22 protein-coding genes, 1 tRNA gene and 2 pseudogenes are annotated in these 26,572 nt (G+C 60.4%); 9 read left to right on the top strand and 16 right to left on the bottom strand.

The window, feature by feature from the left end:
* Nucleotides 1-79 precede the first annotated feature (79 nt).
* Together CQ009_RS11875 and CQ009_RS11870 are read right to left on the bottom strand one after the other, a co-directional pair.
* Complete coding sequence (locus CQ009_RS11875) at nucleotides 80-1,198, bottom strand: aryl-sulfate sulfotransferase (RefSeq protein ID WP_105706317.1); 1,119 nt, start codon at nucleotides 1,196-1,198, stop codon at nucleotides 80-82.
* A gap of 61 nt (nucleotides 1,199-1,259) precedes the next feature.
* Nucleotides 1,260-2,243 carry an ABC transporter substrate-binding protein gene (locus CQ009_RS11870; protein ID WP_105706315.1) on the bottom strand — a complete coding sequence of 328 codons (984 nt, stop codon included), beginning with the start codon at nucleotides 2,241-2,243 and terminating at the stop codon, nucleotides 1,260-1,262.
* Between the two features lie 47 nt (nucleotides 2,244-2,290).
* Between CQ009_RS11870 and CQ009_RS11865 the strand changes: the two genes are divergently transcribed.
* Nucleotides 2,291-3,379, top strand: a complete 1,089-nt coding sequence (locus CQ009_RS11865; protein WP_256585410.1) for a GlxA family transcriptional regulator — start codon at nucleotides 2,291-2,293, stop codon at nucleotides 3,377-3,379.
* A gap of 5 nt (nucleotides 3,380-3,384) precedes the next feature.
* Here the strand turns inward: CQ009_RS11865 and CQ009_RS11860 are convergent.
* A pseudogene (locus tag CQ009_RS11860) lies at nucleotides 3,385-3,753 on the bottom strand (DUF2252 family protein); the annotation flags it as partial.
* Nucleotides 3,754-3,921: 168 nt separating this feature from the next.
* On the opposite strand from CQ009_RS11860, the gene proP reads away from it, so the two are divergent.
* Nucleotides 3,922-5,424, top strand: coding sequence for a glycine betaine/L-proline transporter ProP (gene proP, locus CQ009_RS11855; protein ID WP_064389934.1), 1,503 nt, complete (start codon nucleotides 3,922-3,924; stop codon nucleotides 5,422-5,424).
* 114 nt (nucleotides 5,425-5,538) lie between these two features.
* Nucleotides 5,539-6,132 carry a hypothetical protein gene (locus CQ009_RS11850; RefSeq protein WP_105706311.1) on the top strand — a complete coding sequence of 198 codons (594 nt, stop codon included), beginning with the start codon at nucleotides 5,539-5,541 and terminating at the stop codon, nucleotides 6,130-6,132.
* Here the strand turns inward: CQ009_RS11850 and CQ009_RS11845 are convergent, their stop codons facing one another.
* Together CQ009_RS11845 and CQ009_RS11840 are read right to left on the bottom strand one after the other, a co-directional pair.
* On the bottom strand, nucleotides 6,133-6,711 hold the full coding sequence (locus tag CQ009_RS11845) for a hypothetical protein (protein ID WP_105706309.1): 579 nt from the start codon (nucleotides 6,709-6,711) through the stop codon (nucleotides 6,133-6,135).
* A 1-nt stretch (nucleotide 6,712) separates the two neighbouring features.
* Entirely contained in the window at nucleotides 6,713-7,510 is a 798-nt protein-coding gene (locus CQ009_RS11840) for a DUF2092 domain-containing protein (protein ID WP_105706307.1), read from the bottom strand.
* Between the two features lie 86 nt (nucleotides 7,511-7,596).
* On the opposite strand from CQ009_RS11840, the gene CQ009_RS11835 reads away from it, so the two are divergent.
* On the top strand, nucleotides 7,597-7,788 hold the full coding sequence (locus CQ009_RS11835) for a hypothetical protein (RefSeq protein ID WP_241091102.1): 192 nt from the start codon (nucleotides 7,597-7,599) through the stop codon (nucleotides 7,786-7,788).
* 11 nt (nucleotides 7,789-7,799) lie between these two features.
* On the opposite strand, the pseudogene CQ009_RS11830 reads toward CQ009_RS11835, so the two are convergent.
* The 3 genes and pseudogenes from CQ009_RS11830 to CQ009_RS11820 all read right to left on the bottom strand — a co-directional run.
* A pseudogene (locus CQ009_RS11830) lies at nucleotides 7,800-8,057 on the bottom strand (aspartate-alanine antiporter); the annotation flags it as partial.
* A 50-nt stretch (nucleotides 8,058-8,107) separates the two neighbouring features.
* The gene (locus CQ009_RS11825; RefSeq protein WP_105706305.1) at nucleotides 8,108-9,721 is read right to left on the bottom strand and encodes a mechanosensitive ion channel family protein; all 1,614 of its coding nucleotides are present in this window, start codon (nucleotides 9,719-9,721) and stop codon (nucleotides 8,108-8,110) included.
* A 96-nt stretch (nucleotides 9,722-9,817) separates the two neighbouring features.
* Nucleotides 9,818-10,882, bottom strand: a complete 1,065-nt coding sequence (locus CQ009_RS11820) for an AI-2E family transporter (protein ID WP_256585409.1) — start codon at nucleotides 10,880-10,882, stop codon at nucleotides 9,818-9,820.
* A 191-nt stretch (nucleotides 10,883-11,073) separates the two neighbouring features.
* On the opposite strand from CQ009_RS11820, the gene CQ009_RS11815 reads away from it, so the two are divergent.
* A complete protein-coding gene (locus CQ009_RS11815; protein WP_064389924.1) occupies nucleotides 11,074-12,351 on the top strand; it encodes an OmpP1/FadL family transporter in 1,278 nt (425 codons plus the stop codon).
* Nucleotides 12,352-12,366: 15 nt separating this feature from the next.
* On the opposite strand, the gene CQ009_RS11810 is transcribed toward CQ009_RS11815, so the two are convergent.
* Nucleotides 12,367-12,972 (bottom strand): TetR/AcrR family transcriptional regulator, encoded by a 606-nt coding sequence (locus CQ009_RS11810; protein ID WP_064389923.1) that lies wholly within the window; start codon nucleotides 12,970-12,972, stop codon nucleotides 12,367-12,369.
* 154 nt (nucleotides 12,973-13,126) lie between these two features.
* On the opposite strand from CQ009_RS11810, the gene CQ009_RS11805 reads away from it, so the two are divergent.
* The 4 genes from CQ009_RS11805 (at nucleotide 13,127) to CQ009_RS11790 (ending at nucleotide 17,164) form a co-directional block, all read left to right on the top strand.
* Nucleotides 13,127-14,509, top strand: a complete 1,383-nt coding sequence (locus tag CQ009_RS11805; protein ID WP_105706301.1) for an aspartate aminotransferase family protein — start codon at nucleotides 13,127-13,129, stop codon at nucleotides 14,507-14,509.
* 659 nt (nucleotides 14,510-15,168) lie between these two features.
* The gene (locus CQ009_RS11800) at nucleotides 15,169-16,464 is read left to right on the top strand and encodes an OprD family porin (protein WP_105706298.1); all 1,296 of its coding nucleotides are present in this window, start codon (nucleotides 15,169-15,171) and stop codon (nucleotides 16,462-16,464) included.
* Nucleotides 16,465-16,635: 171 nt separating this feature from the next.
* A complete protein-coding gene (locus CQ009_RS11795) occupies nucleotides 16,636-16,881 on the top strand; it encodes a type II toxin-antitoxin system ParD family antitoxin (RefSeq protein WP_105706296.1) in 246 nt (81 codons plus the stop codon).
* A complete protein-coding gene (locus tag CQ009_RS11790; protein WP_105706294.1) occupies nucleotides 16,874-17,164 on the top strand; it encodes a type II toxin-antitoxin system RelE/ParE family toxin in 291 nt (96 codons plus the stop codon). The genes CQ009_RS11795 and CQ009_RS11790 overlap by 8 nt, the downstream gene beginning before the upstream one ends.
* A gap of 227 nt (nucleotides 17,165-17,391) precedes the next feature.
* Here CQ009_RS11790 and CQ009_RS11785 read toward each other — a convergent pair.
* The 7 genes from CQ009_RS11785 to fdnG all read right to left on the bottom strand — a co-directional run bounded on the left by CQ009_RS11785 (nucleotide 17,392) and on the right by fdnG (nucleotide 26,452).
* Nucleotides 17,392-17,487, bottom strand: a tRNA-Sec gene (locus tag CQ009_RS11785).
* Between the two features lie 6 nt (nucleotides 17,488-17,493).
* A complete protein-coding gene (gene selB, locus CQ009_RS11780) occupies nucleotides 17,494-19,410 on the bottom strand; it encodes a selenocysteine-specific translation elongation factor (protein WP_105706292.1) in 1,917 nt (638 codons plus the stop codon).
* Nucleotides 19,407-20,810, bottom strand: a complete 1,404-nt coding sequence (selA, locus tag CQ009_RS11775; protein ID WP_177430985.1) for an L-seryl-tRNA(Sec) selenium transferase — start codon at nucleotides 20,808-20,810, stop codon at nucleotides 19,407-19,409. The genes selB and selA overlap by 4 nt, the downstream gene beginning before the upstream one ends.
* A 48-nt stretch (nucleotides 20,811-20,858) precedes the next feature.
* Nucleotides 20,859-21,785 carry a formate dehydrogenase accessory protein FdhE gene (gene fdhE, locus CQ009_RS11770; protein ID WP_105706287.1) on the bottom strand — a complete coding sequence of 309 codons (927 nt, stop codon included), beginning with the start codon at nucleotides 21,783-21,785 and terminating at the stop codon, nucleotides 20,859-20,861.
* A 3-nt stretch (nucleotides 21,786-21,788) separates the two neighbouring features.
* Nucleotides 21,789-22,454: a formate dehydrogenase subunit gamma gene (locus tag CQ009_RS11765; RefSeq protein WP_105706285.1), complete on the bottom strand. Its 666-nt coding sequence runs from the start codon at nucleotides 22,452-22,454 to the stop codon at nucleotides 21,789-21,791.
* Nucleotides 22,451-23,386, bottom strand: coding sequence for a formate dehydrogenase subunit beta (gene fdxH, locus CQ009_RS11760; RefSeq protein WP_105706283.1), 936 nt, complete (start codon nucleotides 23,384-23,386; stop codon nucleotides 22,451-22,453). The genes CQ009_RS11765 and fdxH overlap by 4 nt, the downstream gene beginning before the upstream one ends.
* The gene (gene fdnG / locus CQ009_RS11755) at nucleotides 23,387-26,452 is read right to left on the bottom strand and encodes a formate dehydrogenase-N subunit alpha (protein WP_146117535.1); all 3,066 of its coding nucleotides are present in this window, start codon (nucleotides 26,450-26,452) and stop codon (nucleotides 23,387-23,389) included.
* Nucleotides 26,453-26,572 lie beyond the last annotated feature (120 nt).

Raw genomic sequence — 26,572 nt, 5'->3', positions numbered from 1 at the left:
CCGCTCTTCGAGAGGAGTCGATACTTCGCTGCGCGTGGCCTGCGTGAGCGTGATCGTTGCGGTGGAGGTTCGGGCGTGCTCAGTCACGCAGCCAAGGCAGGTCGGCGCGCTGATAACGATGGGCACGGAAGATCGCGTTGTTTTCCCCCGGCAGATAACGGCGGGAGGCGGCATCGGGGTAGCTGGCGAAGTGCGGATTGACGTATTCCCAGACCACTTCTCCCGCCGGGCTGACTTCGAACAAGCGGCCAAAGTTGGCCTCGGTCACCAGCGTATTGCCGTTGTGCAAACGCTGCGCGCCGCCCATGAACGGCGTGAAAAACGCGTAGCCGGGCGTATCGGCGTATTGCCATTCGATCTGTTGCGTCGCCGGGTTGATTTCGAGAATGCGCGAGTGCGGCATGCTCACGTGCGGGCGGAAGATGCCGTTGTCGAACACCAGCACGTTGCCGTTTTCCAGTTCACTCGGGCAATGCTGCTGTGCCACCAGATCGTGACCCAAACGCCACAGCACTTCGCCGCTGCCACGTTGGATGGCAATCACCGAAGAGACGCTGCGCAGGCTGAGAATCACCTTGCCGTCGTGGCCCGGCGTCACTGCGTTGGTCATCGGCCAGTGGTGACGTTCGAAGGCCTCGTGCAGCGGATAGTCTTCCGGTTGCAGATGCTCCCAGCTGCGCCATTCCCAAACCACATTGCCCTGACGATCGACTTCCTTGACCACATCGGCATAGATCACCCCGCCCTGCGCCTCACTGCCGGGAATCCCACCGACCACCCGACGGGCCAGCTCAGCACTCAACGGCTCGGCCGTGGTGTAGAGCAGATGGCCGTTGTCCAGCCATTGCGCATCGTGGTGATGCAGCAGATCCGTGTGTTCCCAAACCACTTCGCCGTCCGGCGTCACTTCGCTGAACGCGCCGCCGTGCCACACCGACCAGCCCGGAAACAGGTCGGGTGAATGCGGATGGTTGCCGTTGTAGCCGAGGTTGCCGTTGCGCAGGATCACCGCGTCGCGGCCGGGGCGCTGCGGCAGTTTCCAGCGGTGGACGACTTCGCCATCGAGGTCGATAAGGAACACGTTGCCGTCTGCGGTTTGCGGGGCGAACAGCGTGTAGCCGCCAGCGCTGCGCGCAGGATCGACTGCGATCAGCCCGGTCTTGCGGCGTTTGAGGGTGGTGGTTTCGAGAGCAGGCATCACTTTTCTCCAGGCGTATGAATCCGCGCCGCGAGCAACGCGGCAAGGTGAACTGAATGGGTTATGGGTTTTGCGGCAGTAACGGGTTGAAGCGGTCGTCGAAGATCTGCTCGACTTTCAACGGTCGCGGAATCAGGTGTTCGCTGGCAAACAGGTCGGCCAGATGCTGCTGGGAGGCGATGACCGAAGGTTCGATCGGCACGTAACGCAGCGCCTGTTTGGCGAGCATCTCTTGCACCAGGGCAACCGGGAGTCGAGTGGTTTGCGCGAACACCTCGGCCCAGGCCTGCGGGTTCGCGGTGGCCCACGCTTGGGCTCGGGTCAGTCTGGCGAGCAGATCGCCTAACGATGCTGCCCGTTGCGGATCGTCCAGTGCCTTGAGGCTGGCGACGGTAAAATTCAGCCCGGTTTCCGGCCATGCGCTGCCATCCAGTAAAACCCGCGCCCCACGTGAGGTGGCCTGACCAACGAACGGATACCAGACCGCCCAGCCATCGAGCTTGCCACTGGCAAAGGCATTTTGCGCATCCACCGGGCTGACATAGGCGATGTTCACTTCCCGTGGGGTGAGGCCCGCTTGTTGCAGCGCAGCCAACAACAAATAATGCCCGCTGCTGCCCTTGGCCACGGCGATGCGCTGGCCTTTCAAGTCGGAAACCTGCTTGGCTGCCGAACCTTCCGGTACCAGAAGTGCATTGTTGTTTTGCGCACCGCTTGCGACGCCGATGATGCGCACATCAAAGCCACCCGCCTGAGCGAACACCGGCGGCGCGTTGCCCACTACACCGGCATCGATAGCACCGGCGCTCAGCGCCTCAAGCATGGTGGTGCCTGCCAAAAACGGGTGCCAGGACAGCGCATAGCCAAGGTTTTGATCTTCGCCGGCGGCGTGGAGCAAGGCTTGAGTCAGGCCGCTTTGGTCGCCGACCTTCAACGGTTCGGCAACGGCGAACGGCGCTTGGCTGAACAACAAGGCAACGCTGCACAGCAGCGCTTTTAGGGGCAGCGCCAGCAGACGCTTGGCAGCAGGAAGTTTTACCGGCATTGTCGGAGGCTCATTTGTGCAGTGATTTCAGTATGTCGAGGCCCGCCGTGTCGCTCCATGCCAAACACCCCTCCTTTGCTGCCACAGCGGACACACGCACCGTGGTGGTTTTGGCCTTTGATGATCTGCTGCTGCTCAATGCCGCCGGGCCGCTGGAAGTGTTCGCCGCCATTGCGCGAGTGTTGGGTGAGCAGTACAGCGCAAGCCCACCGTACCGCTTGCTGATTGCCTCGCCGCGAGGCGGTCAGGTCATGTCGATTTCCGGGATCAGCGTGACCACCTGTTCGCTGGAGCAGATCGATGACATCGTCCCGCTGATCGACACCCTGATCGTCGCCGGTGGACCGGGCATGGCCGCCCTCGAAGCCGACGAAGAGGCCTGCGCGTGGCTGCGGCGCCGCTCCGTTGATATCCGTCGGCTCTGTTCAATCGGTACGGGTGCCTTTGCCTTGGCCGCAGCCGGCCTGCTCGATGGCCGCCAAGTAGTGACGCACTGGAAATTCGCCGCCGAACTGCAAGCGCGTTACCCCGCTGTGCACTGCCACACCGACGCGCTTTATCTGCACGATGGCAACCTCTGGACATGCGGAGGCGCCACGGCAGGCATCGACTTGGCCCTCGGCCTGGTCGAACAGGATCTCGGTGCCCACACGGCACTCGCACTGGCGCGGTATTTCACGGTGTTTATGTGGCGTGATGCCGAACAACCGCAGCTCAGCGCTTCGCTGAATGCTCAATCGAAAGCCCTGCGCACCGATCCGGATGTGCGTCTGGCCCGGCTGCACGGGTGGATTGCGGCGAATCTGAACGGTGATTTGCGCGTCGAACGGCTGGCAGAGCAGTTCGGCATGAGCCCCCGTCACTTCGCCCGCGCCTATGTCGCCGCCACTGGCGAAACCCCGGCGCAAGCGGTGGAGAACCTGCGGCTGGAGACCGCTACCCGATTACTCAAAACCACCAGCGAACCGATCAAGCGCATTGCCGAAACAGCGGGTTTTGGCCGCGAGGAGCGCATGCGTCGCGCCTTCCAGAAGCACTTGGGCACCAGCCCGCACGGTTATCGCAATGAAATGAAGGCCGCCGCGTCGGGTGCGGGTCAGCCGTTGGGGATTGCGCTGGCGGGTCTCGCCCAATAACGCGGTCAATGCTGTAGCGCGTAACGCCGGCAGTGTTCCAGATAGCCCTTTTCGTGATTGCCAACCAGTTGCACGACACTGGTCTACAGCCAGGACGGCGCATCCAGACGTTTGGTTCGGCAGGTTTGCAGATCCGCCATCCACTCGGATCGAGTAGCCAGATCCATTTGCCGGGCATGCGCCACGCCGACGACCCGCGCCAGATACCTGGCCGCGAGCATCGCATCGCGCTGACTCAACTGATCGAGTTCCAGCTTCATGTCCTGCGGCAACAGTTCGCGGACAAATCGGGCGGCTCGAGGTGCAGCGGCGCCGACGGCTTCCTTGATGTCGAGCAGACAATATTCCTCATCATCGCCCTTGCCTACGCCGAGAGTTCCGCGCTCAAGGCAATCCTTGCGGCAGCTCCTACACTCTCCTCAGGGAAAAAAAGCGCCAAGCACTGAATTATTTCGTGTCCTCATGTATCTGAGCCAAAGAGCACGCGCCATCAAATAGATGGCATCTACGCGGCAAGATGGATCAGCAAAGAGAAAACCCGGATGAAATCACGCAAGAAAACCGTCAAGCCAATCGGTTTGAAAGACATCACCATCGTCGACGACGCCAAGATGCGCAAAGCGATCACCGCCGCCGCGCTGGGCAACGCCATGGAATGGTTCGACTTTGGTGTCTACGGCTTTGTCGCCTATGTGCTCGGCAAAGTGTTCTTCCCTGGCGCCGACCCCGGCACGCAGATGATTGCCGCACTGGCGACATTCTCGGTGCCCTTCCTGATCCGGCCGCTGGGCGGTCTGTTCTTCGGTGCCCTGGGCGACAAGTACGGACGACAGAAAGTCCTCGCTGCGACCATCGTGATCATGTCGCTGAGCACCTTCGCCATCGGCCTGATTCCCTCCTATGCCTCGATTGGCATCTGGGCACCGATCCTGCTGTTGCTGGCAAAGATGGCTCAAGGCTTCTCGGTCGGAGGTGAATACACCGGTGCATCGATCTTCGTCGCCGAATATGCGCCGGACCGCAAACGCGGCTTCCTCGGCAGCTGGCTGGATTTTGGCTCGATTGCCGGTTTCGTCCTCGGTGCCGGCGTGGTGGTGTTGATCTCGACCACGCTGGGCGAGGAGCAATTCGAATCGTGGGGCTGGCGTCTGCCGTTCTTCCTCGCCCTGCCGCTGGGCATGATCGGCCTCTATCTGCGTCACGCCCTCGAAGAAACCCCGGCCTTCCAACAGCACGTCGAGAAACTCGAACAAGGTGACCGCGAAGGCCTCGCCGGCGGCCCGAAAGTCTCGTTCAAGGAAGTCGCGACCAAGCACTGGCGCAGCCTGATGACCTGTATCGGCGTGGTCGCCGTGACCAACGTCACCTACTACATGCTGCTGACGTACATGCCGAGTTACCTGTCGCACAACCTGCATTACAGCGAAAACCGTGGCGTGTTGATCATCATCGCGATCATGGTCGGCATGTTGTTTGTGCAGCCGTTGATTGGTTTTATCAGTGACAAGATTGGCCGTAAGCCCTTCATTGTGGTCGGCAGCATCGGCCTGTTCCTGTTTGCCATTCCGGCGTTCATGTTGATCAACAGCGGCAGTATCGGCCTGATCTTTTCCGGCCTGCTGATCCTCGCCGTGCTGCTCAACTTCTTTATCGGCGTGATGGCCTCGACCCTGCCGGCGATGTTCCCGACGCACATTCGTTACAGCGCACTTGCCAGTGCCTTCAACGTCTCGGTGCTGATCGCCGGCCTGACCCCGACCGCCGTGGCCTGGCTGGTCGAAAGCACCAACGACCTCTACATGCCGGCCTATTACCTGATGGTGATTGCCGTGGTCGGCCTTGTCACCGGTGTAACCATGAAAGAAACCGCCAACAAACCGCTGCGTGGCGCAGCGCCGGCGGCTTCCGACCTGGAGGAAGCCAAGGAATTGCTGCAAGAACACCACGACAACATCGAGCAGAAAATCGAAGACATCGACGCAGAAATCGCCGCACTGGAAGCCAAGCGCAAGGATCTGGTGCAACAGCATCCACGGATCAACTAAGGCGCTGTCAACGTGGCGAGGGAGCAAACTCCCTCGCCATTTTCATCTTTGCCCTCCCCCTCGCCTGCATCAGCTAGCCTTGAACGCGGATCGCCCGTCATTCAAGGAGCCGTCATGTTCAAGTTCATCAAGACCACCGTCATCGGTGGTCTGTTGTTCATCCTGCCGTTGGTATTGATCGTCGTGCTGCTCGAAAAAGCCATTCACCTGCTGCGCGGGCCGGTGGAAAAGCTGCTGCCGATGTTCAAGGATTACGACGTGGCCGGCGTCACGCTGATCAGTCTGGCGACATTGATCGGCCTGATCGTGCTGTGTTTTCTTGCCGGGTTGCTGGCGCGCACTTCAGTGGCGGCGCGGGCCATGGAAGCCACGGAAAACAAGTTGCTCAGCAACTTGCCGGGCTACCAGTTGTTCAAGGACACCACCGCACGATTCGCCGGGCTGGAAAACGAGGACGGCTCCAAGGTCGGCATCATTGCTGAAGGCGAAGGCTGGCGTCCGTGCCTGGTCGTCGAAAGCGTCGATGACTGGTTGAAGATCTTCATGCCCGACGGCGGACCTGCCGGCGGCACCTCCGGTGAAGTCCGACTGGTGCCCGCCAGTGAGGTGATTGTCACCGAACTGTCGTGGCTGGCCCTGGCCAGCGGGTTGCGCCGAGGCGGTCGCGGCATGCTCGCGCTGATGCAACCCTGGGTACCGAAAGCCTGATCACGGCGCGTTGACCACCACATACGTCACATCGCTGCCCTGGTACTGCGGCTGGTACCAGGTCGAACCGCACTGCATGTAGGCGACGTTGTAGCGAATCACCTGCACGCAACTGCTGGGCATTTGCGCCGGGGTGAAGATCGAGCCCACCACTGCCGCTGTCACCGCTACCGTCGCGGTCACGGCGGCGGCCGTTGCGATCGGATGATAGTGATCGTCGTAGCCATAACGACCATGCCCATCGACATCAATGTCGACGTCGCGATGGTTGTCGATATTGACGTCACGGTTGACGTTGCGATTGCTGTTATTGACGTAGGTGCGGTTGCCGACGTTGTTGCCGGCATTCACCCGATTGCCCGAATTGACCCGATTACCGGCGTTCACATGGTTGGCGCGCTGCGGCGCATTGATTCGCTGTGCCCGTTGCGCATGAGGCGCCGGCGCACGGTTGACGTTGGCGCGGGCATGGCCCTGGGCACGTTGCCCCCGGGCGTCCGCCTCAGCGACCAAACCTGCGGTCAACAACATTGCGGTGGCCAGCGAGATCAACAGACTCCACGTCATTGACTTATGCATGTCACTGCCCTCCCTGATCGCTGGTTTTTTTCATCGCAATCGCCACATCGCCCTTGCCCGGTTTGAAGGTGAACTGGCTGTCCGGAATCGTCGGTTTGAGGTTCCACTGGTAGACCGCGCTGTACTCGGGATAGGTCTTGTCGTCAGTGGTGGTGATCACCAGTTTGCACGGCAACGGTTTGTCCGAGCGGGTCAGCCACAACTGCCAGTCGATGCCCTCCTGGCGGAACGCCAAGTGGTCGCACAGCTGGCCCTTGATGATCGACGGCCCGACGTAAAGCGCGGCTTTCAAGGCATCGATCTGCGCCTGGTCGCTGCCGAACAGAAACAGATCCTCCATCGGCACTTGCACGCCATAGTAGTTCTCGACCATGTGCAGGGTTTGCGCGACGGTCGCCGGTGCGTCCACCGTCGTGTAGTACTGCAGATAGGGCGAATACTGGGTGAGTTTTTTGCCGTTGTAGAAGAACTCTCGGGTGCGCACATCGCCTTCGCTTTTCGCATACAGACGATCATGGCCGACCACTTTCAGAGTGTTGACCGACTCGGTCTTGATCTTCTGCCCCGACTCCAGAACGGTGTCCCGCGAGACTTGGGCGTCGACCTGGAATTTCGCCAGGCTGCGCAGGTAATCGCCCATGTCGATGAGCTTGTCGACCACCTGCGGGTTGACCAGCGGCGTGTCGTCCGCCGCATCGGTTACGGGTGTGGCCGGTGTCGCGGGCGGATCATCGGCACGGACCCCCGGCGCGAGAACCAGCGTGAACATCAGGCAGACCATACTGACTGGGGCTTTCATCGGTTCCGCTCCTGTCCCTGCGTTGGGCGTGACGCCCGAATGGGCGACAGACTGTCCAGCCTAGACGCCAATATAGGGCTGCGCCAATGCGCACAAATCCCCTGCGCGCTGATGTCGAAACCCTGATTACCCTCGACGAGCCGGACATCGCCTCGCGCCTGCAAACCAGCGAAGCCAGCGCCTGCTGCCATGAAGCGCGGCTGTCCGGGCTGATCGTCGCCCCCCAGTGGTTTGGCCTATGTTGCACAGGATCAGGTGCACCGCATGGCCACCGGTGACCACGTACGCGTCTACCCGCGGCCAGTGCGCCAAACAGAATCATCGGGTGCAGGCGCAGCACGTAGCGGCCGAAATACAGCGCCACCAGCGGCGGTAAAATCGTTACCACCGCGCCGGACAGCAATAGCGCCAAGCCCTGCTCTTTCATCGCGGCAAACGCCGCCGGCCCGGCGAGCAAGCCCACCACCGCGCCAAACGCGGTCAAGCCGAACTCGGAAAACGCCCATTGCGCCGCTGGCGGCAACGCGCCGATTTCCGGGTGGCGCGCAAGGCGTGAAGGATAAATTCGAGCATGGGGCTAACTCCCTTGAGCAGCGATCACTGATCCTTCGGTTCTTGAGCCGGCGCGGTGTACCACTTGTCCCTTGGCACCCACTTGTCCTGTTGCGGGTCGCCCAGATAGTGCGGCGACATGATCTGCACGCCGTACTCGTTGAACACGTCCTGAATATTGGCGTGGAGCATGCTCAGCAACACCGCGCGCGGACGTGGCTGACTCGGGATGGCCTGCGCGACCAGGCGGTATTCGGGATAGAAATCCGCCAGCGCGGTCTGGAACACCTGCGCCGGTGGATCTTCCAGCACGCCGGGGGTGCGCTTGGCCGCTTCCAGCAGCATCGCCTCGACCTGACGCCACGGTGTGTCGTAGCCGATGGTCACCACCGTATCGACGACATAACCGGGGCCCTGCACGGTGCGAGAATAGTTTTTGGTGACGGTGCCGGTGATCATCGAGTTGGGCAGCGTCAGCACTTCACCCAGCCCCGTGCGGATGCGTGTGGTGAACATGCCCAGTTCGGTGACAGTGCCTTCGTAGTCGCCAATCCTGACGAACTCGCCGGGACGCAAGGTGCGTGTGTAGGTCAGGATCAGACCGGCAGCGGCCTGCCCGACGACACTGGTCGCGCCCAAGGAAATCATCAGGCCGATCAACACCGACAGCCCCTTGAAGGCATCGGTGCCGGCGCCGGGCAGATATGGATAAGCCATTGCCAGGGCGAACAGCCAGATTGCCAAAGCCGTCAGGCGCTGAGTCGGTTGCAGGGTTTCGTGGTTGAGCCAACTGAAGGTGCCGGGCATGGCCATGCGCCGCAGGATGCGTCGGGTAAACGCAGTCACGCCACGGGCAATGAAGAAAATCGCCAGCGCCACGCCCAATCCGGGAATCGCATCAACAATACCTTGCAACAAATACCCCGCCAGCTCGAACAGGTAGTTGTTAAGGCTTTCGCCCCATGGCCGGGTATAGGGAAAGCGTGACAGGACGAAACCCAGCCATTCATAGGTCAACAGCAAAATCAGCAGCCAGCGCAGCAGCAAGAGCAAACGGCTGACCAAGGGATAGAGGAAGTTGGAATCGATCAGTTGCACCCGCCCGACTTTCAGCGCCCGGGTGTGGCGATCCATCAGCGCGGGGAGTTTTGCCAGCAGCTTGCGGCGCAGATACGCCAGGCACCACAGCAGCGCAACGTAAATCAGCGTGGCCACAGCGGCCAGCCCCAGTGAGCGCAGGATCATCTGCAGGTTGCGCGCTTCACGGGTTTCAGTGACCACCTGACGCAGTTTTTCCGCTGCGCCTTCGGCGGCCTGTTGCACCGACGAATAGGCCAGGCTGTCGACATCCTGCGGCGCAACGATAAAGGCCCGCTTGTCACCGATCAGCACCATGTAACTGTTCTGGATCGAGTCGATGGTGATGTTCAGCGTCGGGTTTTCGTCCAGCGCCTCGCTGATCACCATCTTCGCCCGTTTGACCCGCGAGGCCGGTGCTTCCCCCAGAATGGTTGCGCGAAACAACATGATGCTGCGGTTGGCCACCTTCAGCTCAACCGCCTCGCCGGCCGGTTTGGCCGCGTCATCGACCGCCCAGCCGAGTCCACTCCAGAGCGCCGCAAACACTACTATCCAAACCGTCAGCAGCCTGCTTCGCATGCGCCTGTTTCCTTACGCCCAAGTGTCAGATAGGGATACGTAAGCCAGCGTAGTTGAGCGATGAACGGTTGTCAGATTTCCTCGAATCAATAAGTGTCACGGCAGATTTTCCGTTGGTCTGTCTTCGACAACACGGCTGACATCGGCGGGTTGATACACCCAGCCGATGAACAATTCATAGCCGACCGCCAGAATCACCGGCCCGGTGAACAGGCCAATGATGCCACTGGTGACCATCCCGCCCAACGCGCCGATCAGCACCACCGGCATCGGCACCGCCACGCCGCGCCCAAGCAACATCGGTTTGAGCACGTTGTCGGAAAGCCCGGCAACGATCATCCACACGGTAAAGATGACGGTGCCGGCACTGACGCCGTCGTGGGCAAAAACATAAATCACCACCGGTATGGTGATCAGCAGCACCGGCAGTTGCATGATGCCTAGCAGCAACACCATCAGGGCCAGAATGCCGGCGGCCGGAATGCCCATGATCACCAGCGCCACGCCGATCAACAGCATCTGAATGAAAGCAATACCCACCACCCCTTGTGCCACGGCGCGAATGGTCGAGGTGCACAGTTCGGCGATCTGCGGGCCGCGCACCGGGCCGGAGATCCGCGTGGTGATGGCGACGGCGGTGCGGTGACCGTTTTCGCCGTGGGTCATGATCAGCCCCGCGACAATCATCGCGACGACAAACACCACGATGCCTGCGCCGACACCGGCGGCCTGATGCAGCAGCACTTTGCCCCAACTGCTCAGGTGCGGCGCCAGCTCCTTGAAAGCCCAGCTCAGATCCTGCGAAGCGTGCTGCCAGATGCCGAAGAGCGGCGCACCGATCAGCGGCCAGGTCTCGACGCTGGCCGGTGGTGGCGGAATTTCGAACGAACCCGCCTCCAGCGTGTGCATGCCGACTTTCACCGAGTCAGCCACGGAAGCGCCGAGCAGACTCAGCGGTACCATCAGAATCAACAGCCCGAGCAGCACCAGCACGATGGCGGCCCAGCCGTAGCGGTTACCGAGCCTGGCGCCGAGCTTCTGATTCAGCGGATACAAGGTGATGGCCAGGATCAGCGCCCACAGCATCACATTGAGGAACGGATGGAAGATGTCGAAACAGAACAGCACCAGCACGGTAATCAGACCGGCACGTATGAGCACATCCAGCAGTGCTCTGGAACTCTGGAACTCTGGAACGCTATCAGCGGTTTGTCTTCCATTTCGGCTCTCCTGATTGGGCCAGCGTTGAACCGACCTGAGCCTAGTTCACAACGGGCAAATCGTCTCGACTGGTGCTCTGGCCAATTCGCGACTAAACCTGAAGGCTGATCTTCATTGATAAGGACGCCGGGATGAAATCTACGCATTCCCTGATTATTCTCGCGCTGGCGGGCTCATCCGGTCCTGCGTTGGCAGGTGGTATTGATCTGTATGAAGCGGGACAGGAAGGCGCGGGGCTGGCCAATGCCGGATCGGCGGCGCTGGCCACCGATCCCAGCGTGCTGATGAGCAACCCGGCGGGTATCGCCGCGCTCAAGGGCACGCAGGTTTCGTTGACCGGTCAGGCCATATTCGGTGGTCTGGGCTTTGATCGCGACGGCGACAACGATTTCTCCGGCAACGAGGGCGGCAATCCGCTGCCGATCCTGCCGGGCACCAGTCTGTTTATCAGCCATGAGCTCAACGACCGCGCCAGTATCGGCTTCGGCATGTATGGCAACTTCGGTCTGAGCGTGAAATACGACGATGACTGGGCCGGCCGCTATTTCAGCCAGGAATCGACGCTGATCGGCATTTCAATGCAGCCGACCTTCGCATACAAGATCACCGACGACTTGTCGATGGGCATCGGCCCGCGCCTGGTCTATGGCTACTACTACACAAAAATGGCCATCGACAATAACGCCTTCCTGCCCGGCACGCCGTTCCAGGAGGATGGCAAGTTGCAGTACAAGGACACCGACATCGGCACCGGGATCAACCTGGGCCTGCGCTATCAGGTGAACGAGCGCACCACCGTGGGTCTGGCTTACACCAGCAAGGTCAAGCTTGAGTTCAAGGACTCGCCTTCAGTGCATGGCGTGCGCAACCCACTGCTCAATCTGGCGTTATCGAGGCTGGACGTCGACGAACTCGAAATCGACATGAACATTCCGCAGACCGCGACCCTGAGCATCGCCCATCAGTTGAACGAGCAGTGGACGTTGTTGAGCTCGGTGAACTGGCAGGACTGGAGCGAATTTGCCGACATCGGCGTATCGGTGGATAGCGCCGCCGGTGACGTGTCCCGCGCGGTCGACCGCAAATACCAGGACACCTGGCACCTGTCGATCGGAGCGCAAAACCAGATCAGCCCGAAACTGCGCTGGAACATGGGCGTGGGCTACGACAGTTCTGCCGTGAAGGACAAGGATCGCACCGTCGACAACCCGATGAACGAGACCTGGCGGCTGGCGACCGGGCTGAGCTACAAACTGGCCGAAGACACCGACCTTAACCTCAATTACACGCTGGTCTGGCTCGGCGATATGGACGTGCAGCAGACCAAACGCAATGGACAGACGCTGTCGGGCAGCTATCCCAACAGTGCGTTGCACATTGTTGGCGGCGGCGTCACATGGCGGTTTTAAAGATTTTGCCCGTGTTCAACTCACCAGCATGCCGTGACATAACAGGTTAAGGACGCCGCGCATGTGCAACGCATGCGCGGCTCTGTCCGGAGTTTCCTGGGTTGCCAGTCGAATGAACGCCATGTTCGCGTATTGATTGAACAGCGTTGCGACCACATCGAGATCAATCGACTCGCGCACCTTCCCTGCCCGTTGAAAGTGCTCCACCAGCGCTTTCGTCTCTTCAATCACTGCTGCATTCCACGGGCTCAACGCCTCGGCCAATTCGCCGGTGAGCAGAAACGGCGCCAGTTCCCGCCATAGCGAGGCAGGCATGGCTTGCAACTGGTAATCCGTCATCAACTGCTCGAACTTGCACAGTGCTTCAAGCGGATCGCTGTCATCGTCCAGATTTGCCCGCGCCTCGCGCATGGCCTGTTCGTCGGGTTGTTTGAGCAACGCGAGCAAAATTTCCTGCTTGCCGCCGAAATAATTCACCACCGTCGGCGCGGACACCCCGGCCTGCACGGCGATCTGATCCAGCGTCGTCGCGGCAAATCCGTTGGTCTTGAACAGTGCAAGCGCCGCCTCGGCGATCACTTGCCTGCGCTGTTCCTTTTGCCGCTCTCTGAGTCCGCTCATGTTGCCTCTGATGATCCTTGCCAATGCTGCTCAGCCTACGGATATCTTTTTTCATCGACAAATATTTTCTTTACAAAAATATTTTAAAGTGACAAATATTAGCCGTGCTCCGCTGGTATGAACGCACTCACTCGCCCATTTCTGGAGATCAGCCATGTCCGCCGAATTCGATCCGACCCGCAGTACCCGTGATTATCAGGATGCCGACGCCGCCCACCACATCCACGCGTTCGTCGATCAGAAAGCCCTCAACGAGGAAGGCCCGCGGGTGATGGTCAGCGGTGATCGCCTGGCGTTGTGGGACAACGACGGCAATCGTTATCTGGATGGCATGTCCGGTCTGTGGTGCACCAATCTCGGATACGGACGCAAGGATCTGGCCGCAGCGGCGACGAAACAACTGGAACAACTGCCCTACTACAACATGTTCTTCCACACCACCCACCCGGCGGTGATCGAATTGTCGGAGCTGCTCTTCAGTCTGCTGCCCAAGCACTACAGCCACGCGATCTACACCAACTCCGGCTCCGAAGCCAACGAAGTGCTGATCCGCACCGTGCGCAAGTTCTGGCAGGTGATGGGTCAGCCCGAGAAGAAAATCATGATCGGCCGCTGGAACGGCTACCACGGCTCGACCCTCGCCGCGACGGCGCTGGGCGGCATGAAGTTCATGCATGAGATGGGCGGCACCATCCCGGATGTTGCGCACATTGATGAGCCGTATTGGTTTGCCCACGAAGGCGATCTGACACCGGAGCAATTCGGCCTGAAGGCTGCGCAGCAACTGGAGGACAAGATTCTCGAACTGGGTGCCGACAAGGTCGCCGCGTTTGTTGCCGAACCGTTCCAGGGCGCGGGCGGCATGATCATTCCGCCGGCGACTTACTGGCCGGAAATTCAGCGGATCTGCCGCAAATATGATGTGCTGCTGTGCGCGGACGAAGTGATTGGCGGGTTTGGCCGCACCGGCGAATGGTTTGCCCATCAGGCCTTCGGTTTTGAACCGGACACCTTGTCGATCGCCAAGGGCCTGACCTCCGGCTACATCCCCATGGGCGGTTTGATTCTGTCGCGGCGCATGGCTGAAGCGTTGGTCGAGAAAGGTGGCGTGTTTGCTCACGGCCTCACCTACTCCGGCCACCCGGTTGCCGCTGCGGTGGCCATTGCCAACCTCAAGGCGTTGCGCGATGAAGGTGTGGTCACTCAGGTGAAGAACGATACCGGCCCGTATCTGCAAAACTGCCTGCGCGAAGTATTCGGCAACCATCCGTTGGTGGGTGAGATTCAGGGCGTGGGGCTGGTAGCGGCGTTGCAGTTTGCGCAAGACAAGGCGACGCGCAAGCGTTTTGCCAACGAGAACGACATCGCCTGGCGTTGCCGCACGATTGGTTTTCAAGAAGGTTTGATCATTCGCTCGACGCTGGGCCGAATGATCATGGCCCCGGCATTGATCGCCACCCGCGCCGAGCTGGACGAACTGATCGACAAGACCCGCATCGCTGTCGACCGTACCGCCCGGGAGTACGGCGTCCTGTAAACCACCCTCCATCTCCTGTGGGAGCGAGCCTGCTCACGAAAGCGGTGGTTCTGTGACATGGATGTTGAATGACCCACCGCCATCGCTGGCAAGCCAGCTCCCACAATGATCAGTGCTGCACATGAATTTAGTGGTCAACACAAAACCCTGTGGGAGCTGGCTTGCCAGCGATGAGGCAGCACAGTCAACACCTCCATTGACTGACACACCGCCATCGCTTGCAGGGCAAGCTCCCACAATGATTCGAGTTGCCCCCGGATTCTGTGACCGACACAAAACCCTGTGGGAGCTGGCTTGCCAGCGATGAGGCAGCACAGTCAACACCTCCATTGACTGCCCCACCGCCATCGCTTGCAGGGCAAGCTCCCACAGTGATCCGAGTTGCCCCCGGATTGTGTGACCGACACAAAACCCTGTGGGAGCTGGCTTGCCAGCGATGAGGCAGCACAGTCAACACCTCCATTGACTGCCCCACCGCCATCGCTTGCAGGGCAAGCTCCCACAGTGATCCGAGTTGCCCCCGGATTGTGTGACCGACACAAAACCCTGTGGGAGCTGGCCCTGCTGGCGATGGCGTCAGTGCAATTCAGCACATCGGCTCAATCTTGTCAGCGGATATTCCTCGATCATTCAGCCAATTCAATTGCTGGCCACTGACCATGATCGACCATGCCCCTTTGCGTCTCAGCCTGCTCACTTTGCTCTGCGGTCTGCAGGCAACCGCCAGTGCCAGCGGTTTTCTCGACGATTCGAAAACCGAAGTGCTCAGCCGCAATTTCTTCCTGAGCAACGACTACCGCTCACCCTCGCCCGCCGGCAAAAACTACAAACAGGAATGGGCGCAAGGCTTCATTGGCACCTTCACCTCGGGCTTCACGCCAGGCAGTGTCGGTTTCGGCGTCGATGCTCACGCTTTTCTCGGTCTGAAACTGGATGGCGGCAAAGGACATTCCGGCACCGGCTTGCTACCGGTCGACAGCAGCGGTCGCAGCGAATCGAATTACTCCGACGCAGGCGGCGCGTTCAAACTGAAGGTGTCGCGCACTACCCTGGCGTTCGGCGAAATGACCGTGGAAACGCCAGTTTTCGACACCTCCGACAAACGTGTGCAACCGGAATACGCCACCGGGTTTCTAATAAACAGCCGTGAAATCGACAACGTGAATCTCGTCGCCGGGCACTTCACCACCTTCAAGAACCAGGACAGTTCCTCCGGTCGTGGCGACTTCTATGGCTACGGCGCCAACACCGAAGCCGGCGGGATCAGCTTCCTCGGCGCGGATCTGTTCAGCGACAGCCCCGTCGGCGGTTCGCTGTATGCCTCGGAACTCAGCGACACCTGGCACCAGTACTACGGCAATCTGCATTTCAAGCAGTCCGGGGTTCTGCTGGACGCCAACCTCTACCGCACCCGCGACACCGGTCGAGCCTTGGCCGGCGCCATCGACAACACAGCGTTCAGCCTCTCCGGCAAATACACCTACGGCGCCCACGGCGTGATGCTCGGCTGGCAACGAATAGAAGGCGATACACCGTTCGATTTCGTCGGCGGAGACTCGATCTACCTCGCCAACTCGATCAAATACGCCGACTTCAACGGCGCCGGCGAACGCTCCTGGCAAGCGCGCTACGACCTCGACCTCGGCGCCTTCGGCGTCCCCGGCCTGACTTTCATGACCCGCTACGTCACCGGCAGCCACATCGACGGCACCCACGCGCCTAAGGGCGGCGCCTATAACCCGTTCGATGCCGACAGCGGCGAATATCAGCCACAGCAAGGTGATGGTGGCAAGCATTGGGAGCGCGATATTGATTTGAAATACATCGTGCAATCGGGCGCGGCGAAGGATTTGTCGGTGCAGCTATCGCATGTTTCGCATAGGGCCAATGAGGCGCAGGCTGGGGATGATATTGACCGGATTTATGTGGTGGTGCAGTACCCGTTGGGGTTTTGAATCCGCTCGTTCATTAACATCTTGAACAGAAGCGTTTAGGTAATTCGGCACCCAAAACCCTAACATTCCTGCGCGATTTGGATAGCTTGACCGACAGGCCCGAGTGCTCGATAGCGCACCAATAGTATGATAATTTACACGCAGTCGCCCATCTGTCTGGAGGCCCAAATCATGGGAACCGTACGCAAAACCATCACCGTCACCGACCAGCAAGACAACTGGATCAAAGCGCAGATTGAGGCGGGGCATTACACCAACGATAGCGAATACATCCGCGATCTTATCCGCCGTGAGCAGGAGCGTAGCGCTGAGATCGACACAATTCGCGCAGCCCTTCGAGAGGGTGAGTCCAGTGGAAAACCTCGCCCATTCGATCCCGTTGCATTCAAGCGGAGAATGTTAACCACGCATGACTGAATATCGTCTTACGCCCGCTGCCGAAGCTGACCTGGAGGCAATCTGGATATACACCGTACGCCAGTGGGGCGTGGATCAAGGCAATAATTACATCGACGCCCTCACCTCTGCGTTCTTGCAGTTGGCCGAGCGGCCAAAAACAGCGCCAGCCTGCGACGATATACGTGCAGGCTACCGCCGTTGTCGCGTGGAGCGGCACATGATTTATTTCCGAATCACTGCTTACGGGATTGCGATCATCAGAGTCTTGCATGACCGAATGGAAGCGCAGCGAAATCTCTAATTCGCCCCCTTTTTACTCCCGCTAAATCTAATCGATCTGCAAAGCCGCCATCGCGAGCAAGCTCGCTCCCACAGGTTCTTTGATCGTTCCCACGCTCTGCGTGGGAATGCCTCAACGGACGCTCCGCGTTCGGCTCTGGATGAGACGCAGAGCGTCCCGGGCTGCATTCCCACGCGGAGCGTGGGAACGATCAATCAACGGCAGCCGTTCTTTGGCTTTTTGGTAATTGGCGGAAGGCAGCCGGAGTCGAACCTGCCCGGGAACGGATGCCGTCCCCAACCGGGTTTGAAGCCCGGCCGCGCCACCGGGCGCGATTGCCTTCCTTGAACTCAGTGTGCGCAGGCGTTAGCCAGCGCGTTGTCGGGGCGGATCTGGCGGGATTCGCCGAGGCGTCGGGTCAGACCGAGGCGGTCGAAGTATTCGAGGTACTGAATACAGCGTTTGCGTCCCAAGCCTAGCGCATCGCGGAAGGTTGTCACCTGGATCGACGGATTTTCCTTGGCCAGTTTCAACAAGACGGCGGCCATCTGCCGCAACACCGTGTCGCTGACAAACAGGTCGCGCACAACCTGGTGCATCAATCCCAGCCGCGCCAATTTGCGCAACAGCAGGCGCACCACGGCATCGTCCTGACCGAGCATTTTCGCCACATCGCGTACCCACGGCGGATCGAATCCTGCGTTTTCAAACAACGGCTGCATCTGTAGCCACAGGCTTTCGTCTTCGGTATTCAGGCGCACCTGATGATCGGGCAGATGCAGCCACGGGCCAGTGCTGGTGATCACACCCGCTTCGCGTAGTTCATCGAGCAGACTGGCAAATGTCGACCGCTCCAGCGCCAGTGCGCTGAAGCGCCGCAGTCGATCACGATCCGGGCCCATCTGGTCGGGCTCCAGTTCATGAAACTTCGCCAGTTGCTCCAGCAAGTTGAATTTCAGCTGGCCCCAGCGCTGCAGGTTGAACAGCACCGGGCCCTGTCGGCTTTCGATCAACCTTACGTTTTCCGGCAGTGACCAGCTCGAGCGCGGGCGATTGAATTGGCGTTCCAGCCGCAGCGGGTCGAGGCCGCCGGCGCTGTGATTTAACAGCACGGGCAAGGCTTGCTCGAGGCTGTCGCTGCTCAGTAACGCGTGCAGTTGCGCCAGACGCTCGGGGCTGCGGCGTTGGCGCGCCGGGGCGAAGGGATCGAGTACGCGCCCGCCGCCGAGAGTACGTTGGGCGCTGGAGTCTCGCAGGATCAGGCGATCGCCCTTCACCGCGTGCACCGGCGCGTTGATCAGCAATTGCGCGAACATGCGTTCACCGGCGCTCAATCGTGGGCCTTCGAGCAACGCGACGCGGGCAATCACATCCTGTGTCCCAAGGTGCACATGCACCGGGTGAAAGTGTTCGAAGGTGCGTTCGCCGGGCAACAGTCGGAATTCAATGTCGACGCGCTGGGTCGGTGCATTTAGCCATTCCGCCAGCAACCACTGGCCACGATGAATCTGCGCCAGTTCAAGGCGTTCACCGCTGATATTCAACGCCACTCGTTGTCCAGCGAAGGCCTGTTCCGTGGGCTGATTTTGCGCGTGCAAGCCGCGAACCCGGACCGACTTTCCGGAAGGCCCGAGGGTGAGTTTGTCGCCAACAGAAACCACCCCGGACAACGCCGTTCCGGTGACCACAATGCCCGCGCCGGAAACGCTGAAGGCCCGATCAATCGCCAAACGAAAACCGCCGTCGCGGTTGCGTTCCAGCACTTCACGTTGCGTCTGCAGCAACGTTTCTCGCAACCCATCGATACCCTGCCCGCTCACGCTGGAGACCACTATGATCGGCGCCTCGGCAAACGGCCCAGGTTCCAGCAAATCGAGAACCTGGCGCTGCACCTCTTCCACCCTGCCCGCCTCGACCCGATCACATTTGGTGATCGCCACCATTGCTCGCCGAATGCCAAGCAATTCGACAATCGCCAGATGCTCCCGCGTCTGCGGCATCACGCCGTCATCCGCTGCGACTACCAGCAACACCAGATCGATGCCCTGCGCTCCGGCAAGCATGTTGTGAGTGAATTTCTCGTGGCCCGGCACATCGATAAATCCGCTCAGTCCGGCGCCCGGCTCAAGTTCGGCATAAAGATAACCGAGGTCGATGGTCATCCCGCGCTCGCGTTCCTGCGGGCGACGGTCGCCGGTTTGCCCGGTCAGGGCTTGCAGCAGCGACGTCTTGCCATGGTCGATGTGCCCCGCCGTGCCGATGATCACGGGGCGACCTGCAGGTGCGGCAATTGCGCGAGCCACGCCGGCTCATCATCGAGTTGGCGCAAATCGAGCCACAGCGCGTCGTCGTCAATACGACCGAGCACAGGGATCGGCAACCCGCGCAACGCCGCTTCGAGATTCAACAGACAACGCCCGCGCAGTCGCTTTGACACTTGCGGGCGACAGCACAACGCCGCACTCGGCAGTCGCGCCACCGGTTGGCTGCCGCTGCCGATCATGCCCAAGGCGTGCACGGCGCTGACCGTCCAGGTTTCCCCTAGCACGTCAGCCAGCGCTGGTTGCAAGCGTGAGGCCTGCGCGAAGATGTCAGCTTGCGGGCGCGTCAGCAGGCGCAAACTCGGCAAGCGCTCAGCGAGACGATCCGGGTCACGATACAAACCGAGCACCGCTTCCAGCGCCGCCAAGGTCAGTTTGTCCACGCGCAGTGCACGTTTCAGTGGATTTTTCTTGATCTTCGCGATCAGCTCTTTGCGCCCGACGATCAACCCGGCCTGCGGGCCGCCGAGCAATTTGTCGCCGCTGAAGGTGACGATGTCCGCGCCATCGAGCAGCGCCTGACGCACCGTCGGTTCCGCCGGCAAGCCCCAACGAGTCAGGTCGAGCAGACTGCCGCTGCCGAGATCCTCCAGCAACGGCAAACCATGTCGATGGGCCAACTCGGCCAGTTCCGCAGTCGGTACGCGGGCGGTGAAGCCTTCGATGCTGTAGTTGCTCGCATGCACACGCATGATCAAACCGCTGCGCGGGTTGATCGCCGCTTCATAGTCGCGGGCGTGGGTGCGATTGGTGGTGCCGACTTCATGCAGACGCACGCCAGCGCGGGCCATGATGTCGGGGATGCGGAAGGCGCCGCCGATCTCGATGAGTTCGCCCCGGGAAATGATGCCTTCCTTGCGCGCGCCCAGACTGTTGAGCGTCAGCAGCACGGCGGCGGCATTGTTGTTGACCACGGTGACGGCTTCGGCGCCGGTCAGTTCGCGGATCAGGCCTTCGATCAGATCGTCGCGATCACCGCGTTTGCCGCTGGCCAGATCGAATTCCAGGTTAAGCGGATAACGCGCGGCCATTTGCACGGCGTCGATGGCTTCATCGGGCAACAAAGCGCGGCCGAGATTGGTGTGCAGCACGGTGCCGGTGAGATTGAACACCCGCCGAACGTTGCTGCGTTGTAGTTGCGCCAGGCGTTCGCCGACGCGCCCGGCCAACACTTCGGGACTGATTTCTATCGCAGACAAGTGCCCGTTCACCACGCCGGGCCGCAATTCATCGAGCAACCACCGCAAACTCGCCAGCAGCGACTCACGCCCGTGGCGTTCGAGCAAAGGCACACACGCCGGATGACGCAACAGACCATCAATGGAAGGTAACCGCAGGGACATCAGTCACTCCTGGAGACAACCGCTATCGCCCAAGAGTGTAGACGCTGCCGGTCATTCGTCTCCCGGAGCCAGCAACAGATTCGGTGCCAGGCGCTGAAAACCATCCTGAGCCAAACGCATATCGAGCAGCAAACTGCTCAGATCCGCTGACAATGCCTCGGCGTCGGCATCGTTTTCCAGATACACCAGTTTCAGATAACTGTTGCAGCCGGGACAAACCTCCGCGCGCAACGGCGCCTGATTCGCCGCGTGACGATCGTCCTCGACACTCAGATAATCCAGACCTTTGCTCGACTCGCAATACACACACTTGACCCGCACCACATGCCATTCGCAAGCACACAGCGAACACACCAGATAACGCAAACCGTTGTGCTTGCCGCGATGGCGGATCACCCCGGCCATCGCCGGTGAACCGCAGGCCGGGCATTGGCTGAGGCTGTCGCCGGGTCTGAGTTTCAGATCCGGCGCACTGAGCAGCCAATGGCTCCACGCCGTTTGCAATGCCGCGCCGAGAAACGGCACCAGTTGCGCCGGCACCATCGAATATTGACCGCTGACCAACGCCACTGCCCATGAGCGTAACTGGCCGGAACTGGCGGCGCGCAGCGTGTCCACCGCTGCAACGACAGCGGGTTGACCCAAAGGCTGGTAACGCTGCAGAACAGCGCCGAGATAAGCTTGCCAGCCCTCTTCGCGCACCAACGTATCCGCCGCGAACGGCGGCAAACCATGCTGCTGACACGCTTCGATCCGTTGCTGATCGAACGGCGCCACCAGCGGTGGATCATCGAACACCTGCTGCTGCACCCGGCACAATCCGGCGATCAAGCGCAGATACTCGGCCAGCGCATGCCCCTCGGCCAGTTGCTCCAGCCGTTGCGCGCGCAAGGTGAACAGGTTAAGCGGCGGCAGATGCAGAAACGGCGGCGAACTCGCCGCCGCTTCGATTTCCCCAGGTTCCAGAATGGTTGGCAAAAGTCAGCCCTTTTTGGTGATCGGTCGCTCCGGCACGTCCGGATGGCGTTCATCGCGGGTGATCTCGCGATACCAGAGTTCATGGTGTTTCTTCGCCCAGGCGCGGCTGACCCAGCCATGCAGCATCGCATCCACCGAACCCTTGATCCACAGCCCCGCGTAGATGTGAATGATGATGCTCAGCACCAGAATGAAACCGGCCAGCGCGTGCAACAGCATCGCCCAGCGAATCACGGTGATGCCGAAATACGCACTGAACCAGGCGCGCCAGATCACCAGCCCGGTGAACAAAAAACCGAGCATGCACAGCAGTAAAGTCCAGAACAGCAACTTCTGCCCGGCGTTGTATTTGCCTACCGGCGGCACGCTTTCCTCGTCGTTGACCATCACCCGATCGATACGCCGCAGCCATTTGCCGTCGTTGCTGATGAAGAAGTTGGCGCGCCAGAAACTCAGCACCAGACCGAGGAAAAACACGAACATCGCTATTCCCATGTACGGATGCAGAATCCGCGTCCACGGCCCGCCGCCAAACAGGTTGCTCAACCAGAACAGCGACGGATGAAACAACGCCAGCCCGGACAACCCGGCCATGAAAAACAGGATCGCCACCAGCCAGTGATTGGTACGCTGGTTGGCGGTATAACGCAGGATCGTCTTGTTGCTCATGGCCGGTCCTCCCCGCGTGGATCGAAGGTGTGTACCGCCGGATCAACGACATGCACCGAGGTGTCGGCTGGCGTTGGATGTTCATCCTCTTCTATGCGGTTCGGCCCGATGCGCACGTAGTGGAAAAACCCGGCCAGCACCGCCGCGCCCATGGCCAGCAGGCCCAAGGGTTTGCTGATGCCTTTCCACAGGCCCACCAGTGGGCTGATGGCGGGATCCTGCGGTAAACCCGCATAGATTTTCGGCGTATCCGCGTGGTGCAACACATACATCACATGGGTGCCGCCAACACCTGCGGGGTCATACAGACCAGCGTTTTCGAAGCCACGGCTTTTCAGGTCGACGATGCGTTCGGCGGCGTGTTCCTTCATGTCTTCCTTGGTGCCGAAGACGATGGCACCGGTCGGGCAGGTTTTCACGCAGGCCGGCTCAAGCCCCACAGCCACGCGATCCGAACACAAGGTGCATTTGTAGGCCTTGTGATCTTTCTGCGAAATGCGCGGAATGTTGAACGGGCAACCGGTGATGCAATAGCCGCAGCCGATGCAGTGATCCTGATCGAAATCGACGATGCCGTTGGCGTGTTTGATGATCGCGCCGGGGCTCGGGCACGCCGCCAGACAACCGGGCTCGGCGCAGTGCATGCAGCCGTCCTTGCGGATCAGCCACTCGAGGTTGCCGGCGTCGGTTTCATGTTCGGTGAAACGCATCAACGTCCAGGTGTCCGCGCTGAGGTCTTGCGGGTTGTCGTAGGTGCCGTGGTTGTGGCCGACCTCGTCGCGCAACTCGTTCCATTCCGAGCAGGCAACCTGGCAGGCCTTGCAACCGATGCATTTGGTGGTGTCGATCAGCTTGGCCACCGCCTCCTGATTCCTCACCGACGGCGGCACCGTGGTAGTGGCCGAGCGGGCAATAATGTCTTGGCTGGCCATTTACAGTTTCTCCACGTTGACCAGAAATGACTTGGATTCCGGGGTCTGTGTATTGCCATCGCCGAGGAACGGCACCAGGGTGTTGGTCAGATAACCGTGACGCGTCAGGCCGGTGAAACCCCAGTGCAGCGGGATACCGATCTGATGCACGACCTGGCCGTTGACCTGCAGCGGCCGGATCCTTTTTGTCACCACCGCCACCGCCTCGATAAACCCGCGCTTGCAACTGACGCGCACCCGATCTCCGGCAGCAATGCCCTTCTCTTTCGCCAGCACTTCGCCGATTTCGACGAACTGCTCGGGTTGGGCAATTGCGTTCAACTTGCAATGCTTGCTCCAGAAGTGGAAATGCTCGGTGAGCCGGTAACTGGTGCCGGCGTACGGGAAGTCCTTGGCCTCGCCGAGGGTTTCCCAGACCGAATCGAAGATCCGTGCCGCCGGGTTGCTGGTGGCTTTCTTGTTTTGCGGGTGCAGCGGGTTGATGCCGATCGGTGTTTCGAACGGCTCGTAGTGCTCGGGGAATGGACCTTCATTCATCTTGTCGACGGCGAAGAACCGCGCCACGCCTTCGGGGTTCATGATGAACGGGTTCATCCCGGCTTCCGGCGGCACGTCGGCTTTGTAGTCCGGTACGTCGGTGCCGGTCCAGGCCTTGCCGTTCCACCACACCAGGCGTTTTTTCGGGTCCCACGGTTTGCCGGCGACGTCCGCCGAAGCACGGTTGTAGAGAATCCGCCGGTTGGCCGGCCAGGCCCACGCCCAGCCCAAGTGCTGGTGCATGCCGAACGGATCGCTGTTGTCACGCCGCGCCATCTGGTTGCCGGCCTCGGTCCAACTGCCGGCGAAGATCCAGCAGCCGGACGCGGTGCTGCCGTCATCCTTGAGCAAGCCGAATCCGGCCAGTTGCGAGCCGGCCTTCACCGCAACGCCTGCGGCATCGGTGAAATCAGCCACGGCGCTGCCGTTGATTTCCTTGGCCAATTCCTCCGGCGAAGGTTCGTCGGCGATCTTGTACGGCCACGTCAGTTTCAGCAGCGGATCAGGGAATTTGCCGCCCTCGGCCTGATAACGCTTGCGCAGGCGCAGGAACAATTCACTCATGATGCGGATGTCGGTTTGCGCTTCGCCCGGACCGTCGGCGCCTTTCCAGTGCCATTGCAGCCAGCGGCTGCTGTTGACCAGTGAGCCGTCCTCTTCGGCAAAACAAGTGGTCGGCAGGCGAATGACTTCGGTCTGGATTTCGTCGGTTTTCACATCGTTGTACGGGCCGACGTTGTGCCAGAACTCCGAGGTTTCGGTGGCCAGCGGGTCCATCACCACTAGCCATTTCAGCTTGGCCAGTGCACCCATTACGCGGTTCTTGTCCGGCAGTGCAGCGATCGGATTGAAGCCTTGGCAGAAGTAGCCGTTGACCTTGCCCTGGCTCATCAAGTCGAACATCTTCAGGACGTCGTAGTTGGGAATGTCGAGTTTCGGCAAATGGTCGTAGCACCAATTGTTCTCGACCGTGGCGTTAGCGCCGTACCACGACTTCATCAGGCTGACGTGGAATTTGCTGTAGTTCTGCCAGTACGACAGTTGTCCCGGACGCAGCGGCACTTGCGTACGTTTGTGGATGAAGGCGTTGTAGTCCTGCTCGCTGTCCTGACCCAGGGTCAGATAGCCCGGCAGTGCGTTGGAGAGCAAGCCAAGATCGGTGAGCCCCTGAATATTGGAGTGACCGCGCAAGGCGTTGACCCCGCCGCCGGGCATGCCGACGTTGCCCAGCAACAGTTGCACCATCGCCGCGCTGCGGATGATCTGCGCGCCGATCGAGTGCTGGGTCCAGCCGAGGGCGTAGAGAATCGTCATGGTCTTGCCCGGAATCGAACAAGTGGCGATTTCTTCCCAGATTTTCTGCATGGCATCGACCGGCATGCCACAGATCTGGCTGGCGAGGTCGATGTTGTAGCGGCTGTAATGCTGCTTCATCAATTGATAGACGCAGCGCGGGTCTTGCAGCGTCGGGTCGACTTTGACAAAACCGTCGTCGCCCATCTCGTAACCCCAGCCGGACTTGTCGGTATAGCTGCGTTTCTCTGCGTCATAGCCACTGAAAATGCCGTCTTCGAAGCCGTAGCCTGCTCTGACGATGAACGACATATCGGTGTAATTGCGTACGTACTCGTGCTGGATCTTGTCCTCGGTCAGCAGGTAATTGATCAGGCCGCCCATGAAGGCGATGTCGGTGCCGGTGCGGATCGGCGCGTAGTAGTCGGCCACCGAAGCGGTCCGGGTAAAACGCGGATCGACGACGATCAGCCGCGCAGCGTTATGCGCCTTGGCCTCGGTCACCCATTTGAAGCCGCACGGATGCGCTTCTGCGGCGTTGCCACCCATCACCAGGATCAGATTCGCGTTGGCGATATCGGTCCAGGTATTGGTCATGGCACCACGGCCGTACGTCGGGGCAAGACTTGCCACCGTCGGGCCGTGTCAGACACGCGCCTGGTTATCGAACCCCAGCATGCCGAGACTGCGAATCACCTTCTGGGTGATGTAACCGGCTTCGTTGGACGCTGCCGACGCGGCGAGGAACCCGGTGCTCAGCCAGCGATTCACCGTCTGCCCGTTGGCATTTTTCTCGATGAAGTTGGCGTCACGGTCGGTTTTCATCAGGTCGGCGATGCGATCGAGCGCTTCGTCCCAACTGATCCGCGTCCATTCACTGCTGCCCGGCTTGCGCGTTTGCGGGTAGAGCAAACGGCCGGGGCTGTGAATGAAGTCAAGCAGGCCTGCGCCTTTCGGGCAGAGGGTGCCACGGTTGACCGGGTGGTCGGCGTCGCCCTCGATGTGAATGATGCTTTGCGCGACGTTCTTCGCAGTATCGCCCTGGCTGTACATGATCAACCCGCAACCGACCGAGCAATACGGGCAGGTGTTGCGGGTTTCATGGGTGTGGGCAAGCTTGAAGTGGCGCACCTGCTCGGCGAAGGCTGGCGTCGGGGCCATGCCCAACGCGCCCAGGCTCGAGCCTGCAAGGCCGATACCGGCGACCTTGAAGAACTGACGACGGCTGAGATCCATCGTGCACTCCTGATCAGGTGGAACCCGGTACTGGTGCCGGGTTTTATCTGGACAATCACGGTTGCGGCAAACGCGTGCCGACCTTTTCACTGTAGACAATGACCACACGATCTGTGTGAA

Source organism: Pseudomonas sp. MYb2, from assembly GCF_002979955.1.
Classification (GTDB): domain Bacteria; phylum Pseudomonadota; class Gammaproteobacteria; order Pseudomonadales; family Pseudomonadaceae; genus Aquipseudomonas.
This window is presented reverse-complemented; position numbering and strand designations above follow the sequence as displayed.

What these genes read in the sequence shown, in the direction of transcription:
- CQ009_RS11875 (WP_105706317.1), bottom strand. Translation starts at nt 1,198, where the DNA reads ATGCCTGCTCTCGAAACCACCACCCTCAAACGCCGCAAGACCGGGCTG.
- CQ009_RS11870 (WP_105706315.1), bottom strand. Translation starts at nt 2,243, where the DNA reads ATGCCGGTAAAACTTCCTGCTGCCAAGCGTCTGCTGGCGCTGCCCCTA.
- proP (WP_064389934.1), top strand. Translation starts at nt 3,922, where the DNA reads ATGAAATCACGCAAGAAAACCGTCAAGCCAATCGGTTTGAAAGACATC.
- CQ009_RS11850 (WP_105706311.1), top strand. Translation starts at nt 5,539, where the DNA reads ATGTTCAAGTTCATCAAGACCACCGTCATCGGTGGTCTGTTGTTCATC.
- CQ009_RS11845 (WP_105706309.1), bottom strand. Translation starts at nt 6,711, where the DNA reads ATGCATAAGTCAATGACGTGGAGTCTGTTGATCTCGCTGGCCACCGCA.
- CQ009_RS11840 (WP_105706307.1), bottom strand. Translation starts at nt 7,510, where the DNA reads ATGAAAGCCCCAGTCAGTATGGTCTGCCTGATGTTCACGCTGGTTCTC.
- CQ009_RS11835 (WP_241091102.1), top strand. Translation starts at nt 7,597, where the DNA reads ATGCGCACAAATCCCCTGCGCGCTGATGTCGAAACCCTGATTACCCTC.
- CQ009_RS11825 (WP_105706305.1), bottom strand. Translation starts at nt 9,721, where the DNA reads ATGCGAAGCAGGCTGCTGACGGTTTGGATAGTAGTGTTTGCGGCGCTC.
- CQ009_RS11815 (WP_064389924.1), top strand. Translation starts at nt 11,074, where the DNA reads ATGAAATCTACGCATTCCCTGATTATTCTCGCGCTGGCGGGCTCATCC.
- CQ009_RS11810 (WP_064389923.1), bottom strand. Translation starts at nt 12,972, where the DNA reads ATGAGCGGACTCAGAGAGCGGCAAAAGGAACAGCGCAGGCAAGTGATC.
- CQ009_RS11805 (WP_105706301.1), top strand. Translation starts at nt 13,127, where the DNA reads ATGTCCGCCGAATTCGATCCGACCCGCAGTACCCGTGATTATCAGGAT.
- CQ009_RS11800 (WP_105706298.1), top strand. Translation starts at nt 15,169, where the DNA reads ATGATCGACCATGCCCCTTTGCGTCTCAGCCTGCTCACTTTGCTCTGC.
- CQ009_RS11795 (WP_105706296.1), top strand. Translation starts at nt 16,636, where the DNA reads ATGGGAACCGTACGCAAAACCATCACCGTCACCGACCAGCAAGACAAC.
- CQ009_RS11790 (WP_105706294.1), top strand. Translation starts at nt 16,874, where the DNA reads ATGACTGAATATCGTCTTACGCCCGCTGCCGAAGCTGACCTGGAGGCA.
- CQ009_RS11765 (WP_105706285.1), bottom strand. Translation starts at nt 22,454, where the DNA reads ATGAGCAACAAGACGATCCTGCGTTATACCGCCAACCAGCGTACCAAT.
- fdxH (WP_105706283.1), bottom strand. Translation starts at nt 23,386, where the DNA reads ATGGCCAGCCAAGACATTATTGCCCGCTCGGCCACTACCACGGTGCCG.